Origin of the sequence: Micromonospora sp. WMMD1128 (assembly GCF_027497235.1) — a bacterium.
Taxonomy (GTDB): domain Bacteria; phylum Actinomycetota; class Actinomycetes; order Mycobacteriales; family Micromonosporaceae; genus Micromonospora.
In genome coordinates this window covers 183,213-207,098 of the sequence record NZ_CP114902.1, presented here as the reverse complement: position 1 = coordinate 207,098, position 23,886 = coordinate 183,213, and the positions used below count along the sequence as shown (strand labels likewise).

Genomic DNA, 23,886 nt, shown 5'->3' with positions numbered 1-23,886 from the left:
TCAGGCGGTGGGCACCTCGACGCCGAGCACGGCCTGCTCGTCCGGGCGGTGCACCAGGACGTCGGCCAGATAGGAGTGCACCGCCCGGCGCATCCCCACGTCCCGGCCGGCCTGCTCGGAGAGCAGCCATTTGTGCTCGATGATCTGGGCGAACAGCTCCTGCGGCTCCAGCTTGCGGCGCAGGTGCGCGGGCACCGCCCGGACCACCGGCTCGAACACCTCGGTGAGCCAGCGGTGCGCCGCCTGCTGCTCGTCGGTCAGGTCGCTCTCCACCCGGTAGGCGTCCAGGTCGTTGAGGAGCTTGCGGGCCTGGTTCTCCTCGGCGTCCAGACCGGTCAGCCGCAGCAGCCGCCGGGTGTGGTAGCCGGCGTCGACCACCTTGGGCCGCACCAGGTAGCGCCCGTTGTCGACGGTCGACAGCGCCACCTCGGCCACGTCGAAGCCCAGCTCGTTGAGGCGACGGATGCGGCCCTCGATGTCGTGCCGGGCGGCGCGCTCGACCTGCTGCTCGTAGGTGATCTCGTGCCAGAGCTGCTCGTAGCGCCGCACCACCTCCTCGCAGACCACCTCCGGGTCGATCGACTCGTGCAGCAGGCCGGCGGCCTGGAGGTCGAGCGCCTCGCCGAAGATGTTCACCCGGGCGATCTCCAGGTCCTCCCCGCGCTGGCCGTTGGAGAGTGACGGGTGCAACGCCCCGGTCTCGGCGTCCACCAGGTAGGCGGCGAACGCGCCCGCGTCCCGCCGGAACAGCGTGTTCGACAGCGAGCAGTCACCCCAGAAGAAACCGGTCAGGTGCATCCGGACGATCAGCGCGGCCAGCGCGTCCAGCAGCCGGTTCATCGTCTCCGGGCGCAGCGTGTTGGAGAACAGCGCCCGGTAGGGCAGGGAGAACTGGAGGTGCCGGGTGATCAGCACCGGGTCGAGCGGCTCGCCGTCGTCGGTCTGCCGGTCCGCCACGATCGCGATCGCCTCGACCGACGGGAAGTCGATCCGCTCAAGCGCCCGCAGCAGGTCGTACTCGCGCTCGGCGACCCGCTCCCCGGTCTCCTTCACCGCGTAGACGAAGCCGCCGAGCCGGACGAACCGGACGATGTGCCGGGAGATGCCCTGGGGTAGCGCCACCAGATGCTCGGCAGGCCACTCGGCCAGCGGGGTCGACCAGGGAAGGTCGAGCAGCGCCGGGTCGACGAGGGCCGAAGTGATCCGCACGGCCACCAGTGTGACCGGTGACCGCCGGGGAACGCCTCCCTTCGTGGCTCGGCACACAACCGCCGCTGCCCCGGCCGCCGTCGGCGGCCGGTAGCGTGTGCGCGTGCGTCAGACCTCAGGGGTACGCCGCGACCTGCGGCTGCGGCCCGTCCGACCGGCCGGGTGGTGGTGCGACGGGCTGCTGCTCGCCGCGCTCGTGGCGCTGACCGTGACACTTGCCGCAGGGCACCTGTTCGGGCTCGACCGGGCCGTCGCCGACTGGTCCGCCGCGCACCGGCCGACCGTCGCCCGCTGGATCGCGATGGCGTTCAACCTGCTCGGCCAGGGCACCCCGCTGACGCTGCTGGCGGCCGGGCTGGGCGTGCTGCTGGCGCTGCGGCTGCGGGCGGTGCGGGCGGTGCTTCCGCCGGTGGCGGCGTTCGTGCTGACGTTCTGCACGATCGGTCCGCTGAAGGTGTGGACCGCACGACCGGCGCCGAGCGCCAGCGTGAAGGAGCCGTTCCTGCCACCCGAGCAGACGCTGCCGCTGTTCCAGCACGAACTGCCGGTGCGCTTCGCCCAGTCGTACCCGTCCGGGCACGTGGCCAACGCGATCGTCTGGTACGGCGTGCTCGCCCTGCTGCTGGCCCCGCTGCTGCGCACGGTCGGCCGCGCCGTCCCGCCCCGGCTGATCACCGTGGTCCGGGTGGCGCCCCCGGCGATCGTCTTCTGCACCACCGTCTACCTGGGCTGGCACTGGCTCACCGACTCGGTCGCCGGGCTGCTGCTCGGGCTGCTGCTGGACCGGCTGCTGCGCCGGGTGCCCTGGGACGATCTGCCGCTGCCCCGGCGGCTCGGCGAGTGGGCGCGGCCGGTGGTCTGGTCCGCCCCGGACTGAGCAGCGGCCGACCGACCCGGCGCCGCCCCGGCTCGTAAGGCGGCCGACCGGCTCGTCCGCGCCGACTTCGTAAGGCGGCCGACCGGCTCGGATCGGTCCGCCGACCGAGGACGGCACCCGCTGTTCACCGCGCGCCCCTAGGCTGCCTCTGTGGAACGGCTGGCGCGGCGGCTCGGCGTACCCGATGCGGTGGTCATCGGTCTGGGCTCGATGCTCGGCGCGGGCGTCTTCGTGGTCTTCGCTCCGGCCGCCTCGGCGGCCGGCGGCGCCGGCCTGCTTGTCGCGCTCGCGCTCGCCGGCTTCATCGCGTTCTGCAACGCCATCAGCTCGGCGCGGCTCGCCGCCCGTTACCCGGAGTCCGGCGGCACCTACGTCTACGGCCGGGAGCGGCTGCACCCGTTCGCCGGTTTCGTCGCCGGATGGGGGTTCGTGGTCGGCAAGACGGCGAGCTGCGCGGCGATGGCGCTGACCGTCGGCGCGTACCTCTGGCCCGGCCAGGCCCGGCTGGTCGCGGTCGGCGCGGTCGTGGCGGTGACCGCGGTGAACCTGCGCGGCATCGGCAAGACCGCGACCGCCACCCGGGTGCTCGTCGCGGTGGTGCTCACCGTGCTGTCCGTGGTGGCGGTGACCGGCGCGCCGCAGGTCGCGACCGACCGGCTCACCGGCGTCGCCGACGTCGGGACGCACGGCGTGCTCACCGCCGCCGGCCTGCTCTTCTTCGCCTTCGCCGGCTACGCGCGGATCGCCACGCTCGGCGAGGAGGTCCGCGACCCGGAACGCACCATCGGACGCGCGGTGCCGCTGGCGCTCGGCGCGGTGCTGGCGATCTACCTGACGCTCGCCGTGGTCGCGCTCGGCGTGCTCGGCCCCGGCCGGCTCGCCGCCTCGACGGCCCCGCTCGTCGACGTGGTGACCGCGGCCGGCCGGCCCGGACTGGCCTGGCTGGTGCGGGCCGGGGCTACGGTCGCGGTGACCGGGGTGCTGCTCTCCCTGCTCGCCGGCATCGGGCGAACCACGCTGGCGATGGCCCGCCGCCGGGACCTGCCGGGCGCGCTGGCCGCCGTGCACCCGCGCCACCGGGTGCCGCACCGCGCCGAGCTGGCCGTGGCCGCCGTGGTGATCGTCGTGGTGGCGCTTGCCGACGTCCGGGGCGCGATCGGCTTCTCCAGTTTCACCGTGCTCGTCTACTACGCGATCACCAACGCCTCGGCGTTGACGCTCGGCCCGTCGCTGCTCGCCGCGCTGGGACTGGTCGGGTGCCTGGTGCTCGCGGCCAGCCTGCCGCTGCCAAGCGTCCTCGCCGGCTTCGGCGTGCTCGCCCTCGGCGCCGCCTGGTACGCCGTCCGCCACACCGCCCGCGCGACCTGACCCTGCTCACTCGGTCGCGCGTGGATGGCCGGTGCCCGCATAGGTGAGCCAGACCGTGCGGCGCTCGTCGTCGATCAGATACCAGATCCGGCCGCCGCCGGTCACCTCGTACTGCCAGCGTTCCAGGGCCTGGCCCTTCCAGTGGCTGGTCGCCAACAAGCCCTTGAGTCGGTGATGACGGTCGGGGTTCGCCATGGATCGCGGGTCCGCCCGCAGCGCTTCGAACGCCCGGCGCAGGTTCGTCGGCACCTGGCGGGCCAGATGCTCCCAGCCCTCTGCAGCGGCCGAGTCGGCGAAGCGCAGTTCGTACTCGCCCGCGACGGCCGGCGGCGCCGCCCGATCGCCCCGTTTCGGGCTCACGGCTGCGCGTCCGGCGCAGGCACCGGACCGAAGTCTCCGCTGGGCTCCCCGCCGACGTGCTCGAGCAGGACGGGATCGGCGTGCACCTCGGCAGTGTGCCGCCACTGGGTCAGCAGGACCGCGACGGGCGACAGATTCTCCAGTGAGGCGGCGCCCTGCGCGACCGTGGTCAGCTCAGCGAGCAACTGGTCGACGTCCTCGTCGGGCAGGAAGGCGACCCAGGGCAGGGCCTCGCCCAACACTCGACGGACGGCCGCCAACGGCCCGGTACGAACCATGCCGGCCAGTAGTCGGGCGGTGAAATCGACGACGACCGCGTCCCGTTCCAACTGGTCGGCGCGGGTCAACGCCAGGTCACCGGCACCCCGACGGCGCAACCGCAGGGCGCGCACCTTCTCCAGCCGGTCCGCCGTGGCGGCCGGATGATGGAGGAATTCGCTGAAGGGAAGCTCTTCATAGACCGCACCCATGACTTCCACACTACCTTGGAACTAGCGCCGTAGGTTACTCATCAGGTTGGCGGGGAAACGGCGCGGCGAGCGGTCCGGGTGTGGTCTCCCGCAGCAGGGCGGTCAGCCCGGCCCGGCGGGCCACCACCGTCAACCGGTCGCCGGCGCGCAGCACCACCCGCGGGTCGACCGACCAGTCGGCCTTCTGCCCGGTGCGGGTGTGCGCGAGCAGGCGCACCTCGCCCGGACGGGCGACCGCGCCGAGCGGACGACCGTCAAGCGGCGAGTCGGCCACCACCGGCACCTCGGTGACCAGCAGCGCGTGCCGGTCGACCGGGATGGTGGCGATCACCGCGCGATCCAGCAGGGCCGCCGCGAACGACGGCGCGGCCAGGTAGGACACGCTGCGCGAGATGCCGATCCCGAACGCCTGCTGGATCCGCTCGGCGAAGTCGCCGTCGAACAACCGCAGCACCACCCGCAGATCCGGGTCGAGGGAACGGGCGATGAGCGCGGCACGCAGGTTCGCCCCGTCGTCGGTGGAGACCACCACGAGCGCCTGGCTGGTGTCGACCGAGGCGGCGCGGAGCGTCTCCTCCAGGCCGGCGTCGGCGACGATCACCGGCACCCCCAGCCGGTGCGCAAGCGCGGCGCCCCGCGCGTCGGGGTCCTTGTCGATCGCCACCACCTCGACGCCGAAGTCGTGCAGCTGGGCCATCACCCGGGTGCCGATGTTGCCCAACCCGACCACCACCACGTGCCCGGAGCGGTCGGGTTGGATCCGGCCGGAGTGCAGGGCCAGCCGGGCGTTGACGATGCCGTCGACCACGGCGGCGGTGATCAGCGGGATCAGCGCCAGCCCGGCCAGGTTGAGAACCACCTGCATCACCTGGGCGGCGGCCGGCTTGGTGACGTCCGGATCCTGGCCGCTGAGCGTGGTGACCAGCGTGAGGTAGAGCGCCTCGCCCCAGGTGACGCCCGCCGCCCGGGCGTTCAACCAGCCGAGTACCGCGATCACCCCCAGCAGCACCAGCACCGCGATGCCGATCTTGCGGGTGGCGAAGCTGCGGGCCGCCCGGAGCACCACCGCCACCGGCTGGCGGCGCCGCCGGGCCCGCACCAGCCGGCGGGCGGCCAGCTCGGTGCCCGCCGGGCGGCCGGTCGCCTCGGCCAGCACCACGTCGGCCGCGACCTCGTCGGCCGGCAACACCCGGACCAGCTCCGGGTCGGTCGTGACGGCCAGGCCGCAGACCACGTCCTGCGGGCGTACGTCGGCGCGACGGGCCACGTAGAGCGTGCGACCGGCGTGCCGGAAGTGGGTCGGCGCCAACTCGCCGAGCGCGGCGGCGACGAATGCGGGAGCGGCCATCGAGGCGTCGGAGATGACCGCCGAATCGGGAAAGAGCTGACGCAGCCCGTCGGCCAGATTGGTGTTGTACATCCGCACCACCAGGCGCAGCCGGGGCTCGACCGCCTGGGCGCAGAGCGCGGCGTGCATGTTGCCCACGTCGTCCTGGTACAGCAGGGCCAGCCCGTCCGCGTCGGCCAGCCCGGCCCGCCGGAACGTGGCCTCGTCCAGCCGGTCCGCCGTCACCACGCGTACCCCCGGCACATCCCGCCCGTCGGGGCCGTCGGAGCGGCGGCGTTCCGGCACCACGAGCGTGACCCGGACCTGACCGGCGGTCGGATCGGTGGCGAGCAGCGCCCGCACCACCCAGTAGGCAAGCGGGTCGGAGCCGCAGACCACGTAGTGCGGCAGCTCGTCCCCGTTCGGCCGGAACCGCCACCCGGTCGCGCGGCGCGCGCGGTCGCGCAGGGGCTCGGCCATGCCCGGATCGTAGCCAGCCGCTCGCGGCCGGCGCAGCCCCCGATCTTGAACGCATGTCACGGCCGGGCGCGGGTAGAGCAGCGCCATGCAGACGTTCCTGCCGTATCCGGACTTCCTGGCCAGCGCCCGGACGCTGGACCAGAAGCGGCTGGGCAAGCAGCGGGTGGAGGCCATCCAGGTGCTGCGCGGGCTGACCCGGCCGGACTACGGCTGGCGCAACCATCCCGCCGTGAAGATGTGGGCCGGGTACGAGGAGGCGCTGACCCGCTACGGGCTGGACATGTGCGCGGTGTGGTGCGAGCCGGGCCGGGCCGACACCTGCGCCGGCACGCTCGCCACCGATCTCGCCGCCGCCTGCGGCGTCACGACGATCCGGACCCAGGACGAGCTGGCCGCCGCCGGTGACCTTCCGCCCTGGCTGGGCCGTGACGACCTGCACCGCAGCCACCGTTCGTCCCTGCTGCGCAAGGACCCCATCCACTACACCCCGCTCTTCCCTCCCGACACCCCACCCGACCTGGACTACGTCTGGCCCCCCTCCGACCGCCCCCGCCCCTGCCTCCCGTGAAAGGCGGGGGCAGGATGGGGGCCTGGGGAGCGGAGGGTGGGGCGTGGGGCTGTCGCAACAGGTCGGCCGGCTCATCGGCGTACGTGAGCATGTGGTGGACCCGGGCGGCGGTGGCGCGGCCCGGGTGCCGCGACCGGTGTCGGCGCTCGTGGTGGGTGGTGGCATCGCCGGCATGTCGGCGGCGGTGGTGCTGGCCGAGCGCGGGGTGGCGGTGACCGTGCTGGAGGCCGCGCCGCACCTCGGCGGCCGGCTCGGGGCCTGGCCGGAGGCGCTGCCGGACGGCGTGCAGCGCAACGAGCACGGGTTCCACGCGTTCTTCCGGCAGTACTGGAACTGGCGGTCGATCCTGCGCCGGGTCGATCCGACGTTGGGGTTCCTCAAGCCGGTGAAGGGCTATCCGATCCTGTCGGCGCGGTGGCCGACGGAGGAGTTCGGCAAGCTGCCTCCCGCCCCGCCGGCCAACCTGCTGGCGCTGCTGCTGCGCAGCCCGAGCGTGCGCCTGGCGGACCTGCGCGCGATGGACCGGGACGCGGCGCTCCCGCTGCTCACCTACGACCCGGTGCGCACCTACGCGGAGTTCGACGAGCGGACCGCGGACGAGTTGCTCGCCTCGCTGCGGCTGCCGGACCGGGCCCGGGCGATGCTGTTCGAGGTCTTCTCGCACTCGTTCTTCAACCACGAGGCGGAGATGTCGGCCGCCGAGATGATCGCCCAGTTCCACTTCTATCTGCTCGGCAACCCGGAAGGGCTGGCCTTCGACTGCCCGGACGAGGACTACTTGACGGCGATCTGGGGGCCGTTGACCCGGCACGTGGAGCAGCACGGCGGCCGGGTGCTGACCGGCTCGCCGGCCGCCCGGCTGGACCGTACCCCGGACGGCTGGCGGGTGACCGGCGCGGACGGTGACTCCTGGATGGCCGGGCACGTGGTGCTCGCGGTCGACCCGCCGGCGCTCGCCGCGCTTGTCGCGGCCTCCCCCGGCCTGGGCGCGGCGGCACCCGAGCTGGTGGCGCGGATGCCCGCGTTCGGTCGGCCCGGCCCGCCGTACGCGGTGGCGCGCTACTGGATGGACGGAGACGTCCGCGCGGACCGGGCGGTGTTCAGCGGCGTGTCGCGTCAGCCGACACTGGACTCGGTGACGCTCTACCACCGGTTGGAGGCGGAGCCGCGCCGCTGGGCGGAGCGCACCGGCGGCTCGGTGGTGGAGTTGCACGCGTACGCCTGCGAGCCGGACGTGCCCACCGACGAGCTGGCCGCGCGGATGCTGCGGGAGCTGACCGGGCTCTGGCCGGAGGTGGCCGACCTGCGGGTACGCGAACTGCGCGCCCGGGTCGAGGCGCAGGCGCCGGCGTTCACGCCTGGTAGCCACGCCGGCCGTCCGGGGGTACGCACCGACGCGGCGGGGCTGTATCTGGCCGGGGACGGGATCCGCACCGAGTTCCCGAGCGCGTTGATGGAGCGTTCGGCGGCGACCGGGATCATCGCGGCGAACCACATCCTGCGCGCCGAGGGGGCGGCGGCCGAACCGGTCCGCTCGGTCCGCCCGCGTGGCCTGCTGGCCGGCCGTTCCCGATGATTCGTCGGTAGGCGGCGACGTCGAACGGTGAGCACCGCCGCGCGTCGGGTCGGACGGCAGCCACCCTCCGACCGCGAATCGAAATACGTTGCAGGCGTCTCCGGCGTCGATCTACCGTGAGCGCGCAAGGTCAACCACCGTTCCGGGAGCCGTCCATGGCGCTGCGATACGCCACCACGATGCCGTCGTGGCTGTTCAGCTCCGGCTGCTCATGGTCCGGAAGGCTCGACTGACGCGCGTCACGCGCCCACGTCGTCGCCGCCCGGTCCCCATGGACCGGGCGGCTTTTTCGTACCACCGATCGGGAAGGGAGTGCCCGGTGGACGCCGTCCTCGTCATCAATGCCGACCTCGGCCCGCTGCACCGGGTCACCGTCAAGCACGCCATCCGGATGCTCTGCCGCCGGGTCGCCGAGATCCACGAGGCCGAGCCGGACCGGCTGATCGGCGTCTTCCCGCTGCCCCGGGTGGTCCGCCTCGTCCGGTACGTGGTGACCCGCTGGCGGTTCCGCGCCGGCCCGGCCTGGTCCCGCGCCGGGGTGCTGGCCCGGGACGGCCGCCGGTGCGCCTTCTGCGACGGCCCGGCCACCACGATCGACCACGTCCTGCCCCGCTCGCGCGGTGGCCGGAACACCTGGGGGAACACCACCGCCGCCTGCTACCCGTGCAACCAGCGCAAGGGCGACCGGACCCCAGCCGAGGCGGGCATGCCGCTGCGGCGGGAGCCGGCGACCCCGAGTTGGGTCGCGCTGGCGCGGTGACGGACGGCCGGCGGGCACAGGGGGCGGTGCCGGGGGTACGCCTCCGGCGCGGCGCCCGCCGGCCCTCACCCTCCGCGCCTCGGCGCGGCGCCCGTCACCGGTCGAGGTGGCGGGCGATCCCGTCGAGCAGGAGGTCCAGCCCGCCGCCGAATTCGTCGTCCGGGCCGACCGCGCCGGCCGCGCGCGCGGTTTCGGCCAGCAGGGGGAACTCGTCACGGGGCAGCGCCGCGATGACCGCCGTGGCGGGGCCGGCCAGTGCGCCGAGGTGCTCCATCTGGATCGCCCCGATCACATAGCCGAGCAGGGCCCGGAACGCGACCACCCGGCGGGTGCCGGCGAGGCCGGCCCGGGTCAGCACCGCGAGCACCGCCTCGCCCCAGCGCAGGATCCCGGGCGAGTGGTGCCGGTGGGCGGGGAGCAACGGCACGACGGCCGGGTGGGCCCCGACCGCGGAGCGCACCCGGTCGACCAGATCCCGGATGCCGTCCGGCCACGGAACGTCGACCGGTGGGCGCATGTCGACCCGGTCGAGGATCCGCTCGACGACCAGCGCCTCCAGCTCGTCGCGGTCGGCGACGTAGCGGTAGAGACCCATCGTGCTAGTGCCGAGCTGCGCGCCGACCGCCCGCATGGTGAGGCCGGCGAGACCGTCCCGGTCGAGCACCGCGAGCGCCGCGTCGGCGAGTTGGACCGGGGTCAGCGAACGAGGACGGGGCATGGCCTTGACAGCGTACAAGATACGCCTACGGTTGTAGGAGTACGTCGTACGCCTACAACGGGAGCGCGCATGGACGTCGTCACCGCACGCCACCTGACCAGCGTCACCGGCGAGGAGATCGCCCTGCCGGACGCCGACCGCCTGGTCCATCTCCAGTTCCGCCGCTTCGCCGGCTGTCCGGTCTGCAACCTCCACCTGCGGTCGATCGCGCGCCGGCACGCCGAGATCGAGGCGGCCGGCGTACGCGAGGTGGTGCTCTTTCACTCCCCCGCCGACGAGTTGCGCGAGCACGTCGCCGACCTGCCGTTCGCCGTGGTGGCGGACCCCGACCGACGGCTCTACCGGGAGTTCGGGGTGGAGTCCGCGCGACGATCGCTGCTCGACCCACGCGCCTGGGCAGCGATCCTGCGCGCCGTGGCGAGCGGCACCTGGCACGTCCTGCGTGGCCGGGAGCGCCTGCCGTCCCGCACACCGCACGGCGGGCGACTCGGGCTGCCGGCCGACTTCCTGATCGCCCCCGACGGCCGGGTGCTCGCCGTGAAACACGGCGAGCACGCCTACGACCAGTGGTCGGTCGACGAGTTGCTGTCACACGTCAGCGAGAGCCGTGCCGCGCACTCCCCCCGAAGCTCGGATGCCACGATCTCGGCTCGACAAGGCGGGCCCGATGACGACGACGGACCGGCAGGCATTTGACGTCCATGCCGTTCCACCCACCGCTACGGCCCGGCCGGGCGGGCGTCCGGGGGCGGGCGACGATCAACCCGGCGGGGTCCAGCGGAAGCGCGGGGGGCGGCGCTCGTTTGCCGCCGCCACCCCCTCGCGGGCCTCGCCGCTGGCCCGCACCTGGGCGTGCCACCAGGCGATCCGGTCGGCGTCGGCGCGGCCGTCGACGATCTCCTTCGCGGCGGTCACGGTGAGCCGGGACCGCCCGGCGATGGTGGCGGTCAACGCCGCCACCCGGCCGGCGAGCGCGCCGGCCGGCAGCACCTCGTCGACCAGGCCGATCCGCAGCGCCCGCTCGGCGTCGACCAGGTCGCCGGTGAAGAGCAGGTGCTTGGCCGCGGCCGGCCCGACCAGGCCGGCCAGCCGGCGGGTGGTCGGCGCGGGATAGACCAGGCCGAGCCGGGCCGGGGGTACGCCGAAGCGGGCGTCCGCCGCGGCGAGGCGCAGGTCGCAGGCGACGGCGAGCTGGCAGCCGCCGCCGACGCAGGCGCCCTCGATCGCGGCCACGGTGGGGCGGCCGAACGCGGCGAGCCGTTCCTCGGCGGCCACCGCGATGCTGCCGTCACCGGCGTCCAGCAGCTCGTCCAGGTCACCGAGGTCGGCACCGGCGCAGAACGTGCCGTCCGCGCCGGTGAGCACGAGCGCCCGTACCGTCGGGTCGGCCTCCAGGCCGTCGAGCAGCACCGGGAGGTGCCGCCACATGGCCGGGGTCATGGCGTTGCGGCGGGCCGGGTTGCGGATCACCACGGTCGCCACCGGGCCGGTCACGGTGACGGTCAGCTCCGCGTCGGACATGACTCCGACCGTAACGGGCGGGGCCCGGCGACCATCCGCGTGGGGTGGCTGCCGGGCCCCGGGGTCGGGCGGTCAGGTCAGGAGACGTCGACCGCGGTGTCGTCGATGACGAACGAGGTTTGCAGCGAGACGTCCTCGGTGCCGGTGAACTTCAGCGTGACCGTCTGCCCGGCGTAGGAGGCCAGGGAGAAGGACTTCTGGCTGTAGCCGGTGGCCTTGTTCAGGTTCGAGTAGGTCGCCAGCGTCGCCAGCACGGAGCCGGAGGAGCTGAGCACCTGCACGGTCAGCTTGTCGTACTGCACGCTCGTCGTGCTCTCCGCCGAGTCGACGTGCAGCCAGAAGCTGAAGTTATAGGTCGAGCAGCCCGACGGCAGGCTCACCGACTGCGCGATGTTCTCGTTGCTGCGGTAGCCGTAGCCGTTCAGCCAGGAGAACCGGGTGCCGCTGTGCGCCGACTGACCGCTGTAGGAGCCGATCGTGCCGGTGGTGCCGGTCCACGGGCTGGTGCCGGTCTCGAAGCCCGGGTTGCCGAGCTTCTGGCCCGCGCCGGTGCAGCCGCCGCTGCCGCCGCTGACGGTGAGCGAGTACGTGGCGGTCTTCGTGCCCGACGTGGCGCTGCCGGTGACCGTCACCGAGTAGGTGCCGGACGGGGTGCCCGAGCTGGTGGCGATGGTGAGGGTGGACGAGCCGCCGGAGGTCACCGAGGCGGGGCTGAACGACGCGGTGGCGCCGCTCGGCAGGCCGGACGCGGAGAACGTCACGGTCTGCGCGGACCCGCTGGTGGTGGCCGTGGCGACGGTGGCGGAGACGGAACCGCCCGCGGTCACCGACCCGGCGGTCGGGGAGAGCGAGACGGAGAAGTCGTTGCCGGTGGAGCTGCACGGCGCGTCGCTGCCGGCGACGTTCACCGCGGTCCACGCCGCCTGCACGGTCTTGTACTCGGTGGAGCAGTTGCCGTACAGGTCGGTCGCCGCCCGCAGGGTGTACGCGCGGGCGGTGTTCGACGGGGTGGTGTTGTTCACGTACGTGGTGTTCGAGGTGAAGTACACGTCGAGCGCCCGGTACCAGATCTTCTCCGCCTTGGCGCGGCCGATCCCGGTGACCGCCGGTGCCGAACCGCAGACCGGCGACGTGCCGTACGCGGTCGAGCCGGTGCCCTCGGCCAGGTTGAAGTAGAAGTGGTTGCCGACGCCGGAGGAGTAGTGCACGTCCTTGTTCTTCGTGCTGGTGGACCAGCAGGAGTCGGACGAGCCGTCCAGCGACGGGTTGTACATGTAGCGCAGCGGCGTACCGTTGCCGTTGATGTTGATCTTCTCGCCGACCTGGTAGTCGCCCGGGTCGCTCGGCGCGGCGGCGTAGAACTCCATCATGTTGCCGAAGATGTCGCTCGTCGACTCGTTGAGGCCACCGGCCTCACCGGAGTAGTTCAGGCCGGACAGCGCCTCGGTGACGCCGTGGCTCATCTCGTGCCCGGCCACGTCGAGCGAGACCAGCGGGCGGGAGTTGCCCGACCCGTCGCCGTAGGTCATCTGGGCGCCGTCCCAGAACGCGTTGACGTAGTTGTTGCCGTAGTGCACCCGGCTCGGCACGCCCTGGCCGTTGCCGAAGATGCCGTTGCGCCCGTGGACGTTCTTGAAGTAGTCGAACGTCTTCGCGGCGCCGAAGTGGGCGTCCACGGCGGCGGACTGCCGGTTGGAGTTGGCGCCGTTGCCCCACACGTTGTCGGCGTCGGTGAACGTGGTGCAGCTCGAGGTGCCGTTGTTCATGTCGCAGGTGCGGCCGTTGCCGTGCGACGGGTCGATCATCTGGTAGGTGCTGCCGGAGAGCGTCGTGTCGATGCTCACCGAGCCGGTGTAGATGCCCTGGCCGCTGCCGAGCACCGACTCGATCTCGTCGTACGAGCCGATGACCTTGCCGGTGGTGGCGTCGGTGACGACGTGCAGCTTCGACGGCGTCTGCTTGTCCGCCTTCCACCCGGTGGCGACGGTTTCCCAGGCCAGCCGGCCCTTGCCGCTCGTGGCGTCGACGAAGAGTTCGGGCGCGCCGACGGAGGTGAGGCTGCCGGTGAACGCCTTGCGTGCGCTGGCCTTGGCCGCCGCCGCGCCGACCTTTGCGGTGGTGCCCAGGGTGAGCGGGGCGGACAGGCCGACCGAGGTGCCGGCCATGGTGCCGTTCGGGGCGGTGTGGACGACGAAGTCACCGCCGTAGACCCGCAGGCCGTGGTAGGTGCGGGAGTATCGGGTGTGGGCCGCCCCGGAGGGGTCGACCTTGGTGCGGACGGCCTGGTACGCCTCCCCGCTGGCGCCCTGGACGGCACCGGGGTTGGCACGGAGCAGGCTGTCGGCCCGGGCCGCGGCGGCGGGCTCGGGGTTTGCGGCGCTAGGTGCTGCCGCGTGCGCCGTGGTGGTGACGCAGGCCAGCACGCTGCTGGTGAGCAGCGCTGCGCTGGCGGCGGCGACGGTTCTTTTCACGGGCCCTCCTGGAAGGAAGTTGTGACGGGGGTAGTCACTGATGTAGATATAGCTGAGACATCGAAGGGCGTGAAAGAGATCGGCGGTTTCCCGTCCGAGACACTGACCGAACGGATGAGGGAGGCGCGGTGGGTGGGAACCAGGTGGCCCCGTCGCGCGTCCGATCGGTATGAGAGCAGCCCCCGCCATGGCGGCCGCCGTCGCCGTCATCCTCACCCCGCTCGCCGGCTGCGCCCGTGCCGACACACCGGCGCCCGTCGGCCCGGTCGCCACGCCCGCCCCCGCGCCCGGCGTCAACGTGACGCTCGTGAAATCCGGTGGCATCGTCGGGCTCACCGACACCATCACCGTGCGGCCCGACGGGAGCTGGACCAGGACCGACCGGTCCGGCACCGCCCGCGACGGCCAACTCACCGAGGCCGAACTCGACCGGCTGCGGCAGCTCACCGCCGACCCCCGGCTGACCGCCGAGGCCGCCGTCACCGTGCCGGCGACCATGTGCGCCGACGCTTTCAACTACCGGCTCACCATCGGCTCGACCACGAGTTCGTACGTGGACTGCCCGCCGCAGGCCACCCCGCCGGCCGCCACCGCCGAGGTGGTCGGCCTGCTCACCCGCGCGACCGGCTAGAAGACGAAGTCCGGCGGCATGCCGGTGCCGCGCAGCTCCGGCGGCAGGTGCGCGACGTCGTTGACCGCGATCAGGTTCGGTGGGCCGCCGGCACTGAAGCGGATCACGGTCAACCCCGCGTTGTGCAGGCCCAGGCCGAGCCAACGCCGCTCCGGCGCGTCCAGGGCGTGCCGCACCAACCAGGCGATCAGGAAGCTGTGCGTCACCACCAGCTCGCGTACGTCACCCTCGGCCGGCACGGCCGCGAAACGCGCCACGGCCTCCGCCGTCCGGCGCGGCCCGTCGGCCCGCTCGGCCGCGTCGTAGCCGGCCAACATCCGGGCGTACGCCGCCGGCAGGCCGGCCGGATCCGTGTCGTGGGGCAGGTGGTCACCCACGCTGTCGGAGCAGTGCACGGGTACGCCGGGAAGCGCGGCGACGACCAACTCGGCGGTCTCCGCGGCCCGCAGCAGCGGCCCGTGGTGCACCGCGTCGATCCGCGCCCCGCTCAGCCGCTCGCCGAGGAGGGCCGCCTGCCGCCGGCCCCGCGCGGAGAGGCCGGTGTTCCCCTCCACCTCGGCCCCGTCCTGCTCGCCGTGTCGGGCCAGGAACAGCAGCCGGCTGGGCATCTGTCACCTCACCATGGATCGGGAGGGCCGACCCTAGTCGCCCCTCCCGATGCCCGCTGCCCCGCGGTCAGCCGTTCGCCCACTGCTCCCGCGGGTGCATCTGGCCGATCCGGATCCGGTTGCCGAACGGGTCGCGGATGCCGAAGTCGATCCCGTACGGCCGGTCGGTCGGCTCGTCGGTCACGTCCACGCCCTTGGCGACCAGATCCGCGTACGCCTTGTGCGCGTCGTCGGTGGTGAGGAACAGGAAGCCGCCGGCGGCGCCCTTGGTGAGCAGCTCCCGCACCTGCTCGGCGGTCTTCGGGTCCAGCGCCGGCGGGCCGGGCTTCTCCAGCAGGATCTCCCGCGCGGGGTCGCCCGGCACGTTCACCGTCAACCAGCGCATGAAGCCGAGATCCTGGTCGGTGTTCACCTCCATGCCCAGCTTGCCGACATAGAAGTCGAGCGCCTCGTCCTGGTCGAGCACGTAGATCTGGGAGCGGGAAATCGAAGTCATCGTCATGCCACGAACGCTAGAGCAAGCCCCTGACCTGCTGCTTATCCAAAACTGCTCGGTCTGGTCCAGGATTTCGCGAAGCAGCTCGGCACGTTCGCCGCGGCGGACCGGTGCCGCCGGAAGTCGCTCGGCGACTCGCCGACGACCTGCCGGAACGTCCGGCTGAACGTGCCGAGGCTGGCGAAGCCCACGGCGAGGCAGATGTCTGTGACGTCCCGGTCGGTCTCCAGCAGCATCGACATGGCCCGCTCGACCCGACGGCGTTGCAGGTAGCGGTGCGGGGTCTCGCCGAACGTGGCCCGGAAGGTCCGGATGAAGTGCGCCTGCGACACGTGCGCGATCCGGGCCAGCGCCGGAATGTCCAGCGGGTGCGCGTACGCCCGGTCCATCGCGTCCCGGGCCCGCAACATGGCCCGGTTCGACTCCTCCACCCCCCGACTCATGTAAGGAGGGGGCCCTTGTTAACGCATTCGGTATAGGAAGGGCCCCCGTTTAACACCCCGTCACCTCGCGCGCCCACGTCACGCCTCCCAGTTCTGCCCGGTGCCGTCGTCGCCGAGGACTGTCCGAGCGGCCGATTCGCCGACACCCCGATGCGCAGGAGGGTAACCGCATCATCACCGTCGATTGATCGACAGTCACGGGAGGAGCCCGGATGGACTCGCTGCGGAAGACCTCGCTGGTGGCGGGCGGAAGCTACGTGCTCACCTTCGTCTCGATACCGACCCTCACGCTGTACGCCCCGGTACGCGAAGCGGACTACCTCCTCGGCAGCGGGTCGGAGACCCCGGTCGCCCTCGGCGGCCTGCTCGAGACGATCGTCGCGCTCGCCTGTATCGGCACCGCCGTCGCGCTGTTCCCGGTGCTCAAACGGTACGGCGAGGCCCGGGCGCTGGGCTTCGTCGCCGCTCGGGTGCTGGAGGCCGCCGGCATCTTCGTCGGCGTCGCGAGCCTCCTCACGGTGGTGGCCCTGCGGCGGGCCGGAGCCGGCGCGGACGCGCTTGTCACCGGGCAGGCGCTGGTCGCGCTCTACGACTCGATGTTCCTGCTCAGCCAGAGCCTCATCCCGGCCGTGAACGCGTTGTTGCTGGGTTCCCTGCTGTACAAGTCGCGCCTGGTCCCGCGCATTCTTCCGCTGCTCGGACTCGCCGGGGCGCCCCTGCTCGTGGCCGCCGACCTCGGCGTCCTGTTCGACCTGTGGGACCGGCTGTCGCCGGTGACCGCGGTCGCGGCCCTGCCCATCGCGGTGTGGGAGTTCTCGCTCGGCGTCTATCTGCTCGTCAAGGGTCTCCGGCCCGCGCCGGTCACCGCAGGCGTCGCCGCCGACGACCGCGCCGCCCAGGACACGGCCGTCTGACCGTCGACGGCCATCGGCCGGGAACGCCTTGTGGAATTGGAGCCCCCGGCCGGGATCGAACCGGCGACATCTCGCTTACAAGGCGAGTGCTCTGGCCAGCTGAGCTACAGGGGCGCGTGTGACGGGCTCAGCATAGCGACTGGCCACCGGAAATCCCGCCCGGCAGTGCTCCCGACCACGGAAAACGTCACCTTCCCGACCGGGATCGGCCGATGGATCGTCGTCGAATCGCTTCGAAAACCGGGAGATTGATGCCTCGCCGTGCCTCGCTGACCGAAATGTCCGTCCCTGCTGTCCCACCCGCTGCTCCTCGCCTTGGCACAAACGCGAAAGCCGTTTACGGTGCAGTGACACGGACGACACTCCGGGCCGGCTCCGGCTGCCCGGGTGACGCGCCGTCGGGCCGGCACCCTGGGTGCCGGTCGCTCCTTCCACTCGGATCGTCCGGCACGTTCCTGCCGGTGAAAGGAAGCGCTCCATCATGGCTACGGTCACCTACGCGAAGGCGTCCCGGATCTATCCGGGCACCGAGCGCCCCGCCGTCAACCAGCTCGACCTCCAGATCGGTGACGGGGAATTCCTCGTCCTGGTCGGCCCGTCCGGCTGCGGAAAGTCCACCAGCCTGCGGATGCTCGCCGGTCTGGAGGACGTCGACGACGGCGCGATCTACATCGACGACCGGGACGTCACCCACCTCCCGCCGAAGGCCCGCGACATCGCGATGGTCTTCCAGAACTACGCCCTCTACCCGCACATGACGGTGTACGAGAACATGGCGTTCGCCCTGAAGCTGCGCAAGACCTCGAAGGCGGAGATCGACCGGCGGGTCAAGGAGGCGGCCAACCTCCTCCAGTTGGAGGAGTTCCTCAGCCGCAAGCCGAAGGCACTCTCCGGCGGTCAGCGCCAGCGTGTCGCCATGGGCCGCGCGATCGTCCGCGAGCCGCAGGTCTTCCTCATGGACGAGCCGCTGTCGAACCTCGACGCCAAGCTCCGGGTGCAGACCCGTACGCAGATCGCCTCGCTCCAGGCGAAGCTCGGCGTCACCACGGTCTACGTCACCCACGACCAGGTCGAGGCCATGACCATGGGCCACCGGGTGGCGGTCATGCTTGACGGTGTGCTCCAGCAGGTGGACACGCCGCGGGCGCTCTACGACACCCCGGCCAACGTCTTCGTCGCCGGTTTCATGGGCTCCCCGGCCATGAACATCAAGACGGTGCCGCTGACCGAGCAGGGCGGCGCGTTCGCCGAGATGACCATTCCGCTGAGCCGCGAGCAGATCGCGGCGGCCCGCGCCGAGGGCGGCGACGGCAAGGTCACCGTCGGCTTCCGGCCGGAGGACTGCGACCTGGTCAGCCCGTCCGAGGGCGGCATGCCGGTCGTGGTCGAGCTGGTCGAGGACCTGGGCTCCGACGCCAACATCTACGGCCACGCCGCGCTCGAGGGCCACAACGAGCGGTTCGTGGTCCGCACCGACCGGCGCAGCATGCCGAACATGGGCGACACCGTGTTCGTCAAGCCGCGTGCCGGCCGCAACCACGTCTTCAACGCCGCCACCGGCAAGCGGATCTGACGTACGCGAAAAAAGGGGCGGTCCGTCACGGCGGACCGCCCCTTTTCGTCTGCGGTGTCAGGCTTCGGCGGCCCGGCGGCGGGCGACCTCGGCGAGGGTGACCGCGGCGGCGACGCTGGCGTTGAGCGACTCGACGTCGGAGACCATCGGGATGCTGACGGTCAGGTCGCAGGTCTCGCCGACCAGGCGGGACAGCCCGCGCCCCTCCGAGCCGACCACGACGACGAGCGGGCCGGCCGCGGCCTCCAGGTCGTAGAGGTCGGTCTGCCCGTCGGCGTCGAGGCCGACCACGACGAAGCCGGCCTCCTTGCACGCCTTGAGCGACCGGGTCAGGTTGGTGACCTGGGCGACCGGCACGCGCGCGGCCGCGCCGGCGCTGGTCCGCCAGGCGGTCGCGGTGATCCCGGCGGCACGTCGCTCGGGTACGAAGACACCCTGCGCGCCGAACGCGGCGGCCGACCGGATCACCGCGCCGAGGTTGCGCGGGTCGGTGACGCCGTCCAGCGCGACGAGCAGCGGGGCGGCCTGCTCCAGCGCGGCGGCGACCAGGTCGTCGAACGGCTCGTAGGCGAACGGCGGCACCTGGAGGCCGACGCCCTGGTGCAGCACCCCACCGGTCATCCGGTCCAGCTCGGCGCGGCCGACCTCGAGGATCGCGATGCCCCGGTCGGCGGCGGTGCGGACGATCTCCTTGACCCGGTCGTCGACGTCGATGCCCTGCGCGGTGTAGAGCGCGGTCGCCGGCACCTGGGTGCGCAGCGACTCCAGCACCGGGTTGCGCCCGACGAGCAACTCCGGGCTGTCCTTCGCCGGGTTCGACTTGCGGCCCGGGGCGACCCGGGGCCCACCGGACCGACCGGCGGGCTTCCCGCCGCCGCTGCGGCCCTTGACGGTGGGTACGCCCCGACCGCCGCCCTTGCCCCAGGTGGTGTCCTTGCTGCCGGGTTGGCCGATCTTGGGCGCGCGCCCTTCCTCGGCGGCGGCACGGCGCTCCTTGTCCTGCTTCCAGGCGGTGCGCTGGGGCAGCTTCTCGGTGCCGGAGTAGGCCTTGTGCCAGGGCCGCTCGTCGGCCGGCAGGGTGCGACCCCGGCCGGCGAGGGCGTCCTTGTTCTTGCCACCGGTGCCCTTCGGGGCGCCTGCCTTCGGCGTCAGTCGCCGGCCACGGCGCTGTGAGTTGCCGGCCATCAGTCCTGCTCTCCAATAGTCCAACGCGGGCCCTGGGGGGTGTCCTCGACCGCCACGCCGGCCTGCTTGAGCTGGTCGCGGACGGCGTCGGCGGCGGCCCAGTCCTTGCGGTCGCGGGCCTGGGCGCGCTGTTCCAGGGCCAGCGCGACAAGCGAGTCCACCACACCGCGCAGGTCACCCGCGCGGTCGCCGCCGGTCCAGGCCGGATCCAGGGGGTCGACGCCGAGGATATCCAGCATCGCCCGGGTGGCGGCCAGCGTGGTGCGGACGGTCACATCGTCGCCGCCACTCAACGCCGTGTTGCCGTCCCGGACCACCTCGTGCAGCACGGCGAGCGCCGCCGAGGTGTTGAGGTCGTCGTCCATCGCCACCACGAAACCCGCCGGCAGCCCACCGGGTCGGCCCGCGCCGACCCGTTCGGCCGCCCGCTGCACGAAACCTTCGATCCGCCGGTACGCGACCGCGGCCTCCCGCAGCGCGTCCTCGGAGTAGTCGATGCGGGACCGGTAGTGCGCGGCGGCGTAGTAGTAGCGCAGCTCCACCGGGCGCACCCCGAGCGACGCCACGTAGTCGAGGTCGAGCGTGTTGCCGAGCGACTTGCCCATCTTGGTGCCGCCGATGCCGAGCAGACCGTGGTGCACCCAGTAGCGGGCGAACGGCAGGTCGGCGGCCTGCGACTGGGCGATCTCGTTCTCGTGGTGCGGGAACGTGAGGTCGAGCCCGCCGCCGTGGATGTCGAACTCGGCGCCCAGGTAGCGCCAGCACATCGCCGAGCACTCGATGTGCCAGCCGGGCCGGCCGCGACCCCACGGGGACGGCCAGGCGGCGTCGGCCGGTTCGCCCGGCTTGACGCCCTTCCAGAGCGCGAAGTCACGCGGGTCCCGCTTGCCCCGGTCGGGGGCGTCCCCGGCGGGCTGCATGTCCGCCGGGGACTGCCCGGACAGCGAGCCGTACGCCGGCCAGGAGGCCACGTCGAAGTAGACGTCGCCGGAGCCGTCGGTGGCCGGGTAGGCGTGCCCGGTGTCGATCAGGCGGGCGATCAGCTCGTGCATCTCCGGGATGTGCCCGGTGGCCCGCGGCTCGTACGTCGGCGGGAGCACGTTCAGCGCCCGGTAGGAGGCGGTGAGGATCTGCTCGTTCGCGTACGCGATGGACCAGAACGGCCGGTCCTGCTCCATGGCCTTGGCCAGGACCTTGTCGTCGATGTCGGTCACGTTGCGGATGAAGGTGACCTCGAAACCCGTGCTCAGCAGCCAGCGACGCAGCACGTCGTAGTTGACGCCGGAGCGAAGGTGGCCGATGTGCGGAGGCGCCTGGAGCGTGAGACCACACAGGTAGACCCCCACCTTGCCGGCTTCCCGCGGGACGAAGTCCCGCACCGATCGGGTGGCGGTGTCATACAGGCGTAGCGTCACCTCACAAGGGTAGCCGTCCGCACATTTCCCGGTTGGCCGGAGCCGGGTCGTACGCTGCGTGCTGTGGACGCGCAGGCACGCCCGGGAGAGACCGCACAGACCCTGGACCGGGGTCTGCGGCTGCTGCACCTCGTCGCGGACGCACCGGGCGGGCTGACCGTCACCGAGGCGGCGCACCGGCTGGGCATCGGGCGGGCGGCGGTCTACCGGCTGGTCGGCGCGCTGACCGGGCACGGCATGCTCCGGCGCGACGGCGCGGGCCGGCTCCGGCTGGGTGTCGGCGTGCTGCACCTGGCTCGACGCGCCCAGCCTCTGCTCGCCGAGGGGGCGTTGCCCGCGCTGCGCCGGCTCGCCGAGCGGACCGGAGCCACCGCGCACCTGACCGTGGTCGAGGGCGGCGAAGGGGTCGCGCTGGCCGTGGTCGAGCCGAGCTGGACCGCGTTCCACGTGGCGTACCGGACCGGCTCCCGGCACCCGCTGGAGCGGGGCGCGGCAGGTCGGGCGGTGCTGGCCGGCCGGGCCGGCGACCCCGGGCCGGTCAGCACCAGTGGGGAGCTCCAGTCCGGGGCGTACGGGGTGGCCGCGCCGGTGCTGGGGGTGCCCGGGCTGGAGGGCAGCGTCGGCGTGGTGTCGCTGACCCCGCTGGACGTGACCGAGGTCGGCGCCCAGGTCACGGCCGCCGCCGAGGCGGTCGCCGCCGCCCTCTCCTGACCTCGCCCGCGGAGGCGCGAGAGTCATTTGCTGCCCGCCGCCCAGCCACCACGGCCGCGAGGTCCCGCTCCCACACTCGGGCACTTCAGCACTCCAGCACTTCAGCACTCCAGTACTCCAGCACTCGGGCACTTCCGCACTCGGGTACTCGGGCGCCAGCTCGGTGAAGTGGCGCTATCGGGGCCGGGTGGATACCGCCACCTCGGCGAGATGGAGTTGATCATCTCGATGCACCCCGTTCGGCAGGCTTTGCGTCAGGCCGCCCCGATCCATCCGAGCCAGTGCCCCCCCGCACCCATCCAACCCGACCGACCCAACCAACCCGACCGACCCGACCGACCCGACCGATCCGACGGGTCCGGCACCACATCGGCGAAGTGGCGGCATCCGCACGGTCGGATGGCCCCACCTCGGCGAAATGGAGTTGATCATCGCCGTCGCCCTGCTCCGGCCAGGCCGTGCCGGCCGCGCAGCGCCGTGCCGAGCCGAGCCGAGCCGAGCCGAGCCGAGCCGAGCCGAGCAGTGGAGTGCAGTGCAGTGCCGAGCAGTGCAGTGCCTTGCAGTGCAGTGCAGTGCCTTGCAGTGCAGTGCAGTGCAAGGCAGTGCCGCGCCGGGCAGTGCCCGCATTGCCATGCCGGGCAGCGCCGGGCAGCGCCGGGCAGCGCCGGGCAGCGCCGGGCAGCGCCGGGCAGCGCCGGGCAGCGCCGGGCAGCGCCGGGCAGCGAACCACCCGAGCACGCGAGGCGACGCCACGTTTGCTCGCTCACACGCCCGTGTCCTCCTCCGTAGGTCATCCGGCTCACGGGACGACCTGCGGACCGACCACCACCCGCCAGCTCGGCGAAGTGGCGCTGTCGAAAGCAGCCCGATCACGCCACCTCGGCGAAATGGAGTCGATCTTCCAATGACGACGCGGGCGGGGCGCGGAGCCCTAGCACATTCAGCGGCCGGTTGGTGGGTTGTCCACAGGGGCGGCGACCGAGGCGAGGCGCGTTTGTCCACAGGGGTGTCGGTGGGTGCCGGCCCGCCCTCACGCTTGTCGCATGCCACCTCATCCACATAGACCGCCGCAGTTGGCATGGCAGGTCTTCCGAGGCTCGGACGCGGTCCGGCGCGGGCTGCTGTCCCGCCACCATCTCCGGGGCGCGTCCTGGGTCCGGCTCCGGCAGGACGTCTACGCCGATGCCCGCCTGGACCGCGACCACGCCCTGGCCTGCCGGGCCGTCCTGCTCCGCATGCCGCCCGGCACCCTGATCGCCGGCCCGTCGGCGGCCTACCTGCACGGCGTCGAACATGCCGCCGATTTCACTGACGACGTGCACGTCCTCCTGCCGGCCATGGTCCGGGCCGATTCTCATCCGGGCGTCCGGGTGCACCACGCCCCGATGATCAGCACATGCAGCGGCCTGTTGGTCCCCGCCGGCGCCGCGCCAACCGGTCGCGGCCTGCCCCGTGACCGGCCACCGGACCCGACCATGCCACCGATCCAGGCCACGCCACCGGACCGAAACAGGCCCACGGACCGGATCAGGCGACAAAACCAGAGCGGACCACCAGACCGAACCAAGCCACCAAACCAGAGCGGACCACCAGACCGAACCAAGCCGCCAGACCCGAACGGTCCCCCGCCCCGCACCGCGCCCGCGGTCTGCGCCTGGGAGACGGCGGTCTGGGCCGACCCCGTGCGGGCGGTCGGCATCATCGACGGGCTGTTGCGGCTCGGCGCGGTCAGTCAGTCCGGGTTGGCCACCGAGGCGGCCCGGAACACGGGCCGGCCGGGTGGCCGCCGGGCGTCCTGGGTGTTCAGCCTGACCGACGGGTGCGCCCAGTCGCCACCCGAGTCTCATCTGCGGGTGCGCCTGATGTTCGCCGGCCTGCCGCAGCCGGTGGCGCAGCATCCGGTGCGCGTGTCGACAGGCGTCGTCCTGCATCCCGATCTGGCCTGGCCGGAGTTCCGGGTGGCCGTGGAGTACAACGGTAGGTGGCACCTCGATGCCGACCGGATGCACCGGGACCGCCGCCGACTCAACCAGCTCGTCGAGGCCGGTTGGCTGGTGCTGCACGTGACCGGCCGCCGCCTGCGTAGCGAGTTTCCGCCCCTGGTCCGTGAGATTCGCGCCGCCCTCGTGGCTCGGGGTTGGCGTCCGTGACGGGTGTGATGGACCGGGCCCGTCCGCTGTCGCCGGGAGCTGCGGGCGGCTGCAC

The 23,886-nt window shown here is 72.7% G+C and carries 23 protein-coding genes and 1 tRNA gene; 11 read left to right on the top strand and 13 right to left on the bottom strand.

Going from position 1 to position 23,886, the window contains the following annotated elements:
- Positions 1-1,209 carry a DUF4032 domain-containing protein gene (locus O7602_RS00995; RefSeq protein WP_281586368.1) on the bottom strand — a complete coding sequence of 403 codons (1,209 nt, stop codon included), beginning with the start codon at positions 1,207-1,209 and terminating at the stop codon, positions 1-3.
- Positions 1,210-1,312: 103 nt separating this feature from the next.
- On the opposite strand from O7602_RS00995, the gene O7602_RS00990 reads away from it, so the two are divergent.
- Both O7602_RS00990 and O7602_RS00985 read left to right on the top strand, forming a co-directional pair.
- Positions 1,313-2,086 carry a phosphatase PAP2 family protein gene (locus O7602_RS00990; protein ID WP_281586367.1) on the top strand — a complete coding sequence of 258 codons (774 nt, stop codon included), beginning with the start codon at positions 1,313-1,315 and terminating at the stop codon, positions 2,084-2,086.
- Between the two features lie 150 nt (positions 2,087-2,236).
- Positions 2,237-3,454 (top strand): APC family permease, encoded by a 1,218-nt coding sequence (locus tag O7602_RS00985; protein ID WP_281586366.1) that lies wholly within the window; start codon positions 2,237-2,239, stop codon positions 3,452-3,454.
- Between the two features lie 6 nt (positions 3,455-3,460).
- Here the strand turns inward: O7602_RS00985 and O7602_RS00980 are convergent, their stop codons facing one another.
- From O7602_RS00980 to O7602_RS00970, 3 genes are read right to left on the bottom strand one after another with little or no spacing between them, the layout of a single operon-like run.
- On the bottom strand, positions 3,461-3,814 hold the full coding sequence (locus O7602_RS00980; RefSeq protein ID WP_281586365.1) for a hypothetical protein: 354 nt from the start codon (positions 3,812-3,814) through the stop codon (positions 3,461-3,463).
- Positions 3,811-4,284, bottom strand: coding sequence for a hypothetical protein (locus O7602_RS00975; RefSeq protein WP_281586364.1), 474 nt, complete (start codon positions 4,282-4,284; stop codon positions 3,811-3,813). Before O7602_RS00975 ends, O7602_RS00980 begins: the two co-directional genes overlap by 4 nt.
- Before the next feature lie 34 nt (positions 4,285-4,318).
- Positions 4,319-6,091 carry an NAD-binding protein gene (locus O7602_RS00970; RefSeq protein ID WP_281586363.1) on the bottom strand — a complete coding sequence of 591 codons (1,773 nt, stop codon included), beginning with the start codon at positions 6,089-6,091 and terminating at the stop codon, positions 4,319-4,321.
- An 85-nt stretch (positions 6,092-6,176) separates the two neighbouring features.
- Between O7602_RS00970 and O7602_RS00965 the strand changes: the two genes are divergently transcribed.
- The 3 genes from O7602_RS00965 (at position 6,177) to O7602_RS00955 (ending at position 8,995) form a co-directional block, all read left to right on the top strand.
- Positions 6,177-6,659 carry an MSMEG_6728 family protein gene (locus O7602_RS00965; protein ID WP_281586362.1) on the top strand — a complete coding sequence of 161 codons (483 nt, stop codon included), beginning with the start codon at positions 6,177-6,179 and terminating at the stop codon, positions 6,657-6,659.
- 43 nt (positions 6,660-6,702) lie between these two features.
- Positions 6,703-8,235 (top strand): FAD-dependent oxidoreductase, encoded by a 1,533-nt coding sequence (locus tag O7602_RS00960; RefSeq protein WP_281586361.1) that lies wholly within the window; start codon positions 6,703-6,705, stop codon positions 8,233-8,235.
- A gap of 319 nt (positions 8,236-8,554) precedes the next feature.
- Positions 8,555-8,995, top strand: a complete 441-nt coding sequence (locus tag O7602_RS00955; protein WP_281586360.1) for an HNH endonuclease — start codon at positions 8,555-8,557, stop codon at positions 8,993-8,995.
- A 94-nt stretch (positions 8,996-9,089) separates the two neighbouring features.
- Here the strand turns inward: O7602_RS00955 and O7602_RS00950 are convergent, their stop codons facing one another.
- Positions 9,090-9,713, bottom strand: coding sequence for a TetR/AcrR family transcriptional regulator C-terminal domain-containing protein (locus O7602_RS00950; RefSeq protein ID WP_281586359.1), 624 nt, complete (start codon positions 9,711-9,713; stop codon positions 9,090-9,092).
- Between the two features lie 69 nt (positions 9,714-9,782).
- Between O7602_RS00950 and O7602_RS00945 the strand changes: the two genes are divergently transcribed.
- On the top strand, positions 9,783-10,409 hold the full coding sequence (locus O7602_RS00945) for a peroxiredoxin-like family protein (protein WP_281586358.1): 627 nt from the start codon (positions 9,783-9,785) through the stop codon (positions 10,407-10,409).
- Positions 10,410-10,472: 63 nt separating this feature from the next.
- On the opposite strand, the gene O7602_RS00940 is transcribed toward O7602_RS00945, so the two are convergent.
- Positions 10,473-11,234, bottom strand: coding sequence for an enoyl-CoA hydratase/isomerase family protein (locus tag O7602_RS00940; RefSeq protein WP_281586357.1), 762 nt, complete (start codon positions 11,232-11,234; stop codon positions 10,473-10,475).
- A 77-nt stretch (positions 11,235-11,311) separates the two neighbouring features.
- Positions 11,312-13,705, bottom strand: a complete 2,394-nt coding sequence (locus O7602_RS00935) for a M4 family metallopeptidase (RefSeq protein WP_281586356.1) — start codon at positions 13,703-13,705, stop codon at positions 11,312-11,314.
- Between the two features lie 187 nt (positions 13,706-13,892).
- On the opposite strand from O7602_RS00935, the gene O7602_RS00930 reads away from it, so the two are divergent.
- Positions 13,893-14,336 carry a hypothetical protein gene (locus tag O7602_RS00930; protein WP_281586355.1) on the top strand — a complete coding sequence of 148 codons (444 nt, stop codon included), beginning with the start codon at positions 13,893-13,895 and terminating at the stop codon, positions 14,334-14,336.
- Here the strand turns inward: O7602_RS00930 and O7602_RS00925 are convergent.
- From O7602_RS00925 to O7602_RS00915, 3 genes are all read right to left on the bottom strand, one after another.
- The gene (locus tag O7602_RS00925; protein ID WP_281586354.1) at positions 14,333-14,944 is read right to left on the bottom strand and encodes a histidine phosphatase family protein; all 612 of its coding nucleotides are present in this window, start codon (positions 14,942-14,944) and stop codon (positions 14,333-14,335) included. The genes O7602_RS00930 and O7602_RS00925 overlap by 4 nt on opposite strands.
- A 67-nt stretch (positions 14,945-15,011) precedes the next feature.
- The gene (locus O7602_RS00920) at positions 15,012-15,446 is read right to left on the bottom strand and encodes a VOC family protein (RefSeq protein WP_281586353.1); all 435 of its coding nucleotides are present in this window, start codon (positions 15,444-15,446) and stop codon (positions 15,012-15,014) included.
- 35 nt (positions 15,447-15,481) lie between these two features.
- Positions 15,482-15,883, bottom strand: coding sequence for an AraC family transcriptional regulator (locus O7602_RS00915; protein WP_281586352.1), 402 nt, complete (start codon positions 15,881-15,883; stop codon positions 15,482-15,484).
- 212 nt (positions 15,884-16,095) lie between these two features.
- Between O7602_RS00915 and O7602_RS00910 the strand changes: the two genes are divergently transcribed.
- Complete coding sequence (locus O7602_RS00910) at positions 16,096-16,797, top strand: DUF4386 domain-containing protein (protein WP_281586351.1); 702 nt, start codon at positions 16,096-16,098, stop codon at positions 16,795-16,797.
- A gap of 37 nt (positions 16,798-16,834) precedes the next feature.
- Here the strand turns inward: O7602_RS00910 and O7602_RS00905 are convergent.
- Positions 16,835-16,911: transfer RNA gene (locus tag O7602_RS00905), tRNA-Thr, on the bottom strand.
- Positions 16,912-17,278: 367 nt separating this feature from the next.
- Here O7602_RS00905 and ugpC point away from each other — a divergent pair.
- On the top strand, positions 17,279-18,370 hold the full coding sequence (gene ugpC / locus O7602_RS00900) for a sn-glycerol-3-phosphate ABC transporter ATP-binding protein UgpC (RefSeq protein ID WP_281586350.1): 1,092 nt from the start codon (positions 17,279-17,281) through the stop codon (positions 18,368-18,370).
- 57 nt (positions 18,371-18,427) lie between these two features.
- On the opposite strand, the gene rlmB is transcribed toward ugpC, so the two are convergent.
- Positions 18,428-19,555, bottom strand: coding sequence for a 23S rRNA (guanosine(2251)-2'-O)-methyltransferase RlmB (gene rlmB / locus O7602_RS00895; protein ID WP_281586349.1), 1,128 nt, complete (start codon positions 19,553-19,555; stop codon positions 18,428-18,430).
- A complete protein-coding gene (gene cysS / locus O7602_RS00890) occupies positions 19,555-20,970 on the bottom strand; it encodes a cysteine--tRNA ligase (RefSeq protein WP_281586348.1) in 1,416 nt (471 codons plus the stop codon). The genes rlmB and cysS overlap by 1 nt, the downstream gene beginning before the upstream one ends.
- A gap of 63 nt (positions 20,971-21,033) precedes the next feature.
- Here cysS and O7602_RS00885 point away from each other — a divergent pair, with 63 nt between their 5' ends.
- Positions 21,034-21,681 carry a helix-turn-helix domain-containing protein gene (locus O7602_RS00885; RefSeq protein WP_281586347.1) on the top strand — a complete coding sequence of 216 codons (648 nt, stop codon included), beginning with the start codon at positions 21,034-21,036 and terminating at the stop codon, positions 21,679-21,681.
- A gap of 1,073 nt (positions 21,682-22,754) precedes the next feature.
- On the top strand, positions 22,755-23,831 hold the full coding sequence (locus O7602_RS00880) for a hypothetical protein (RefSeq protein WP_281586346.1): 1,077 nt from the start codon (positions 22,755-22,757) through the stop codon (positions 23,829-23,831).
- Positions 23,832-23,886: the final 55 nt, after the last annotated feature.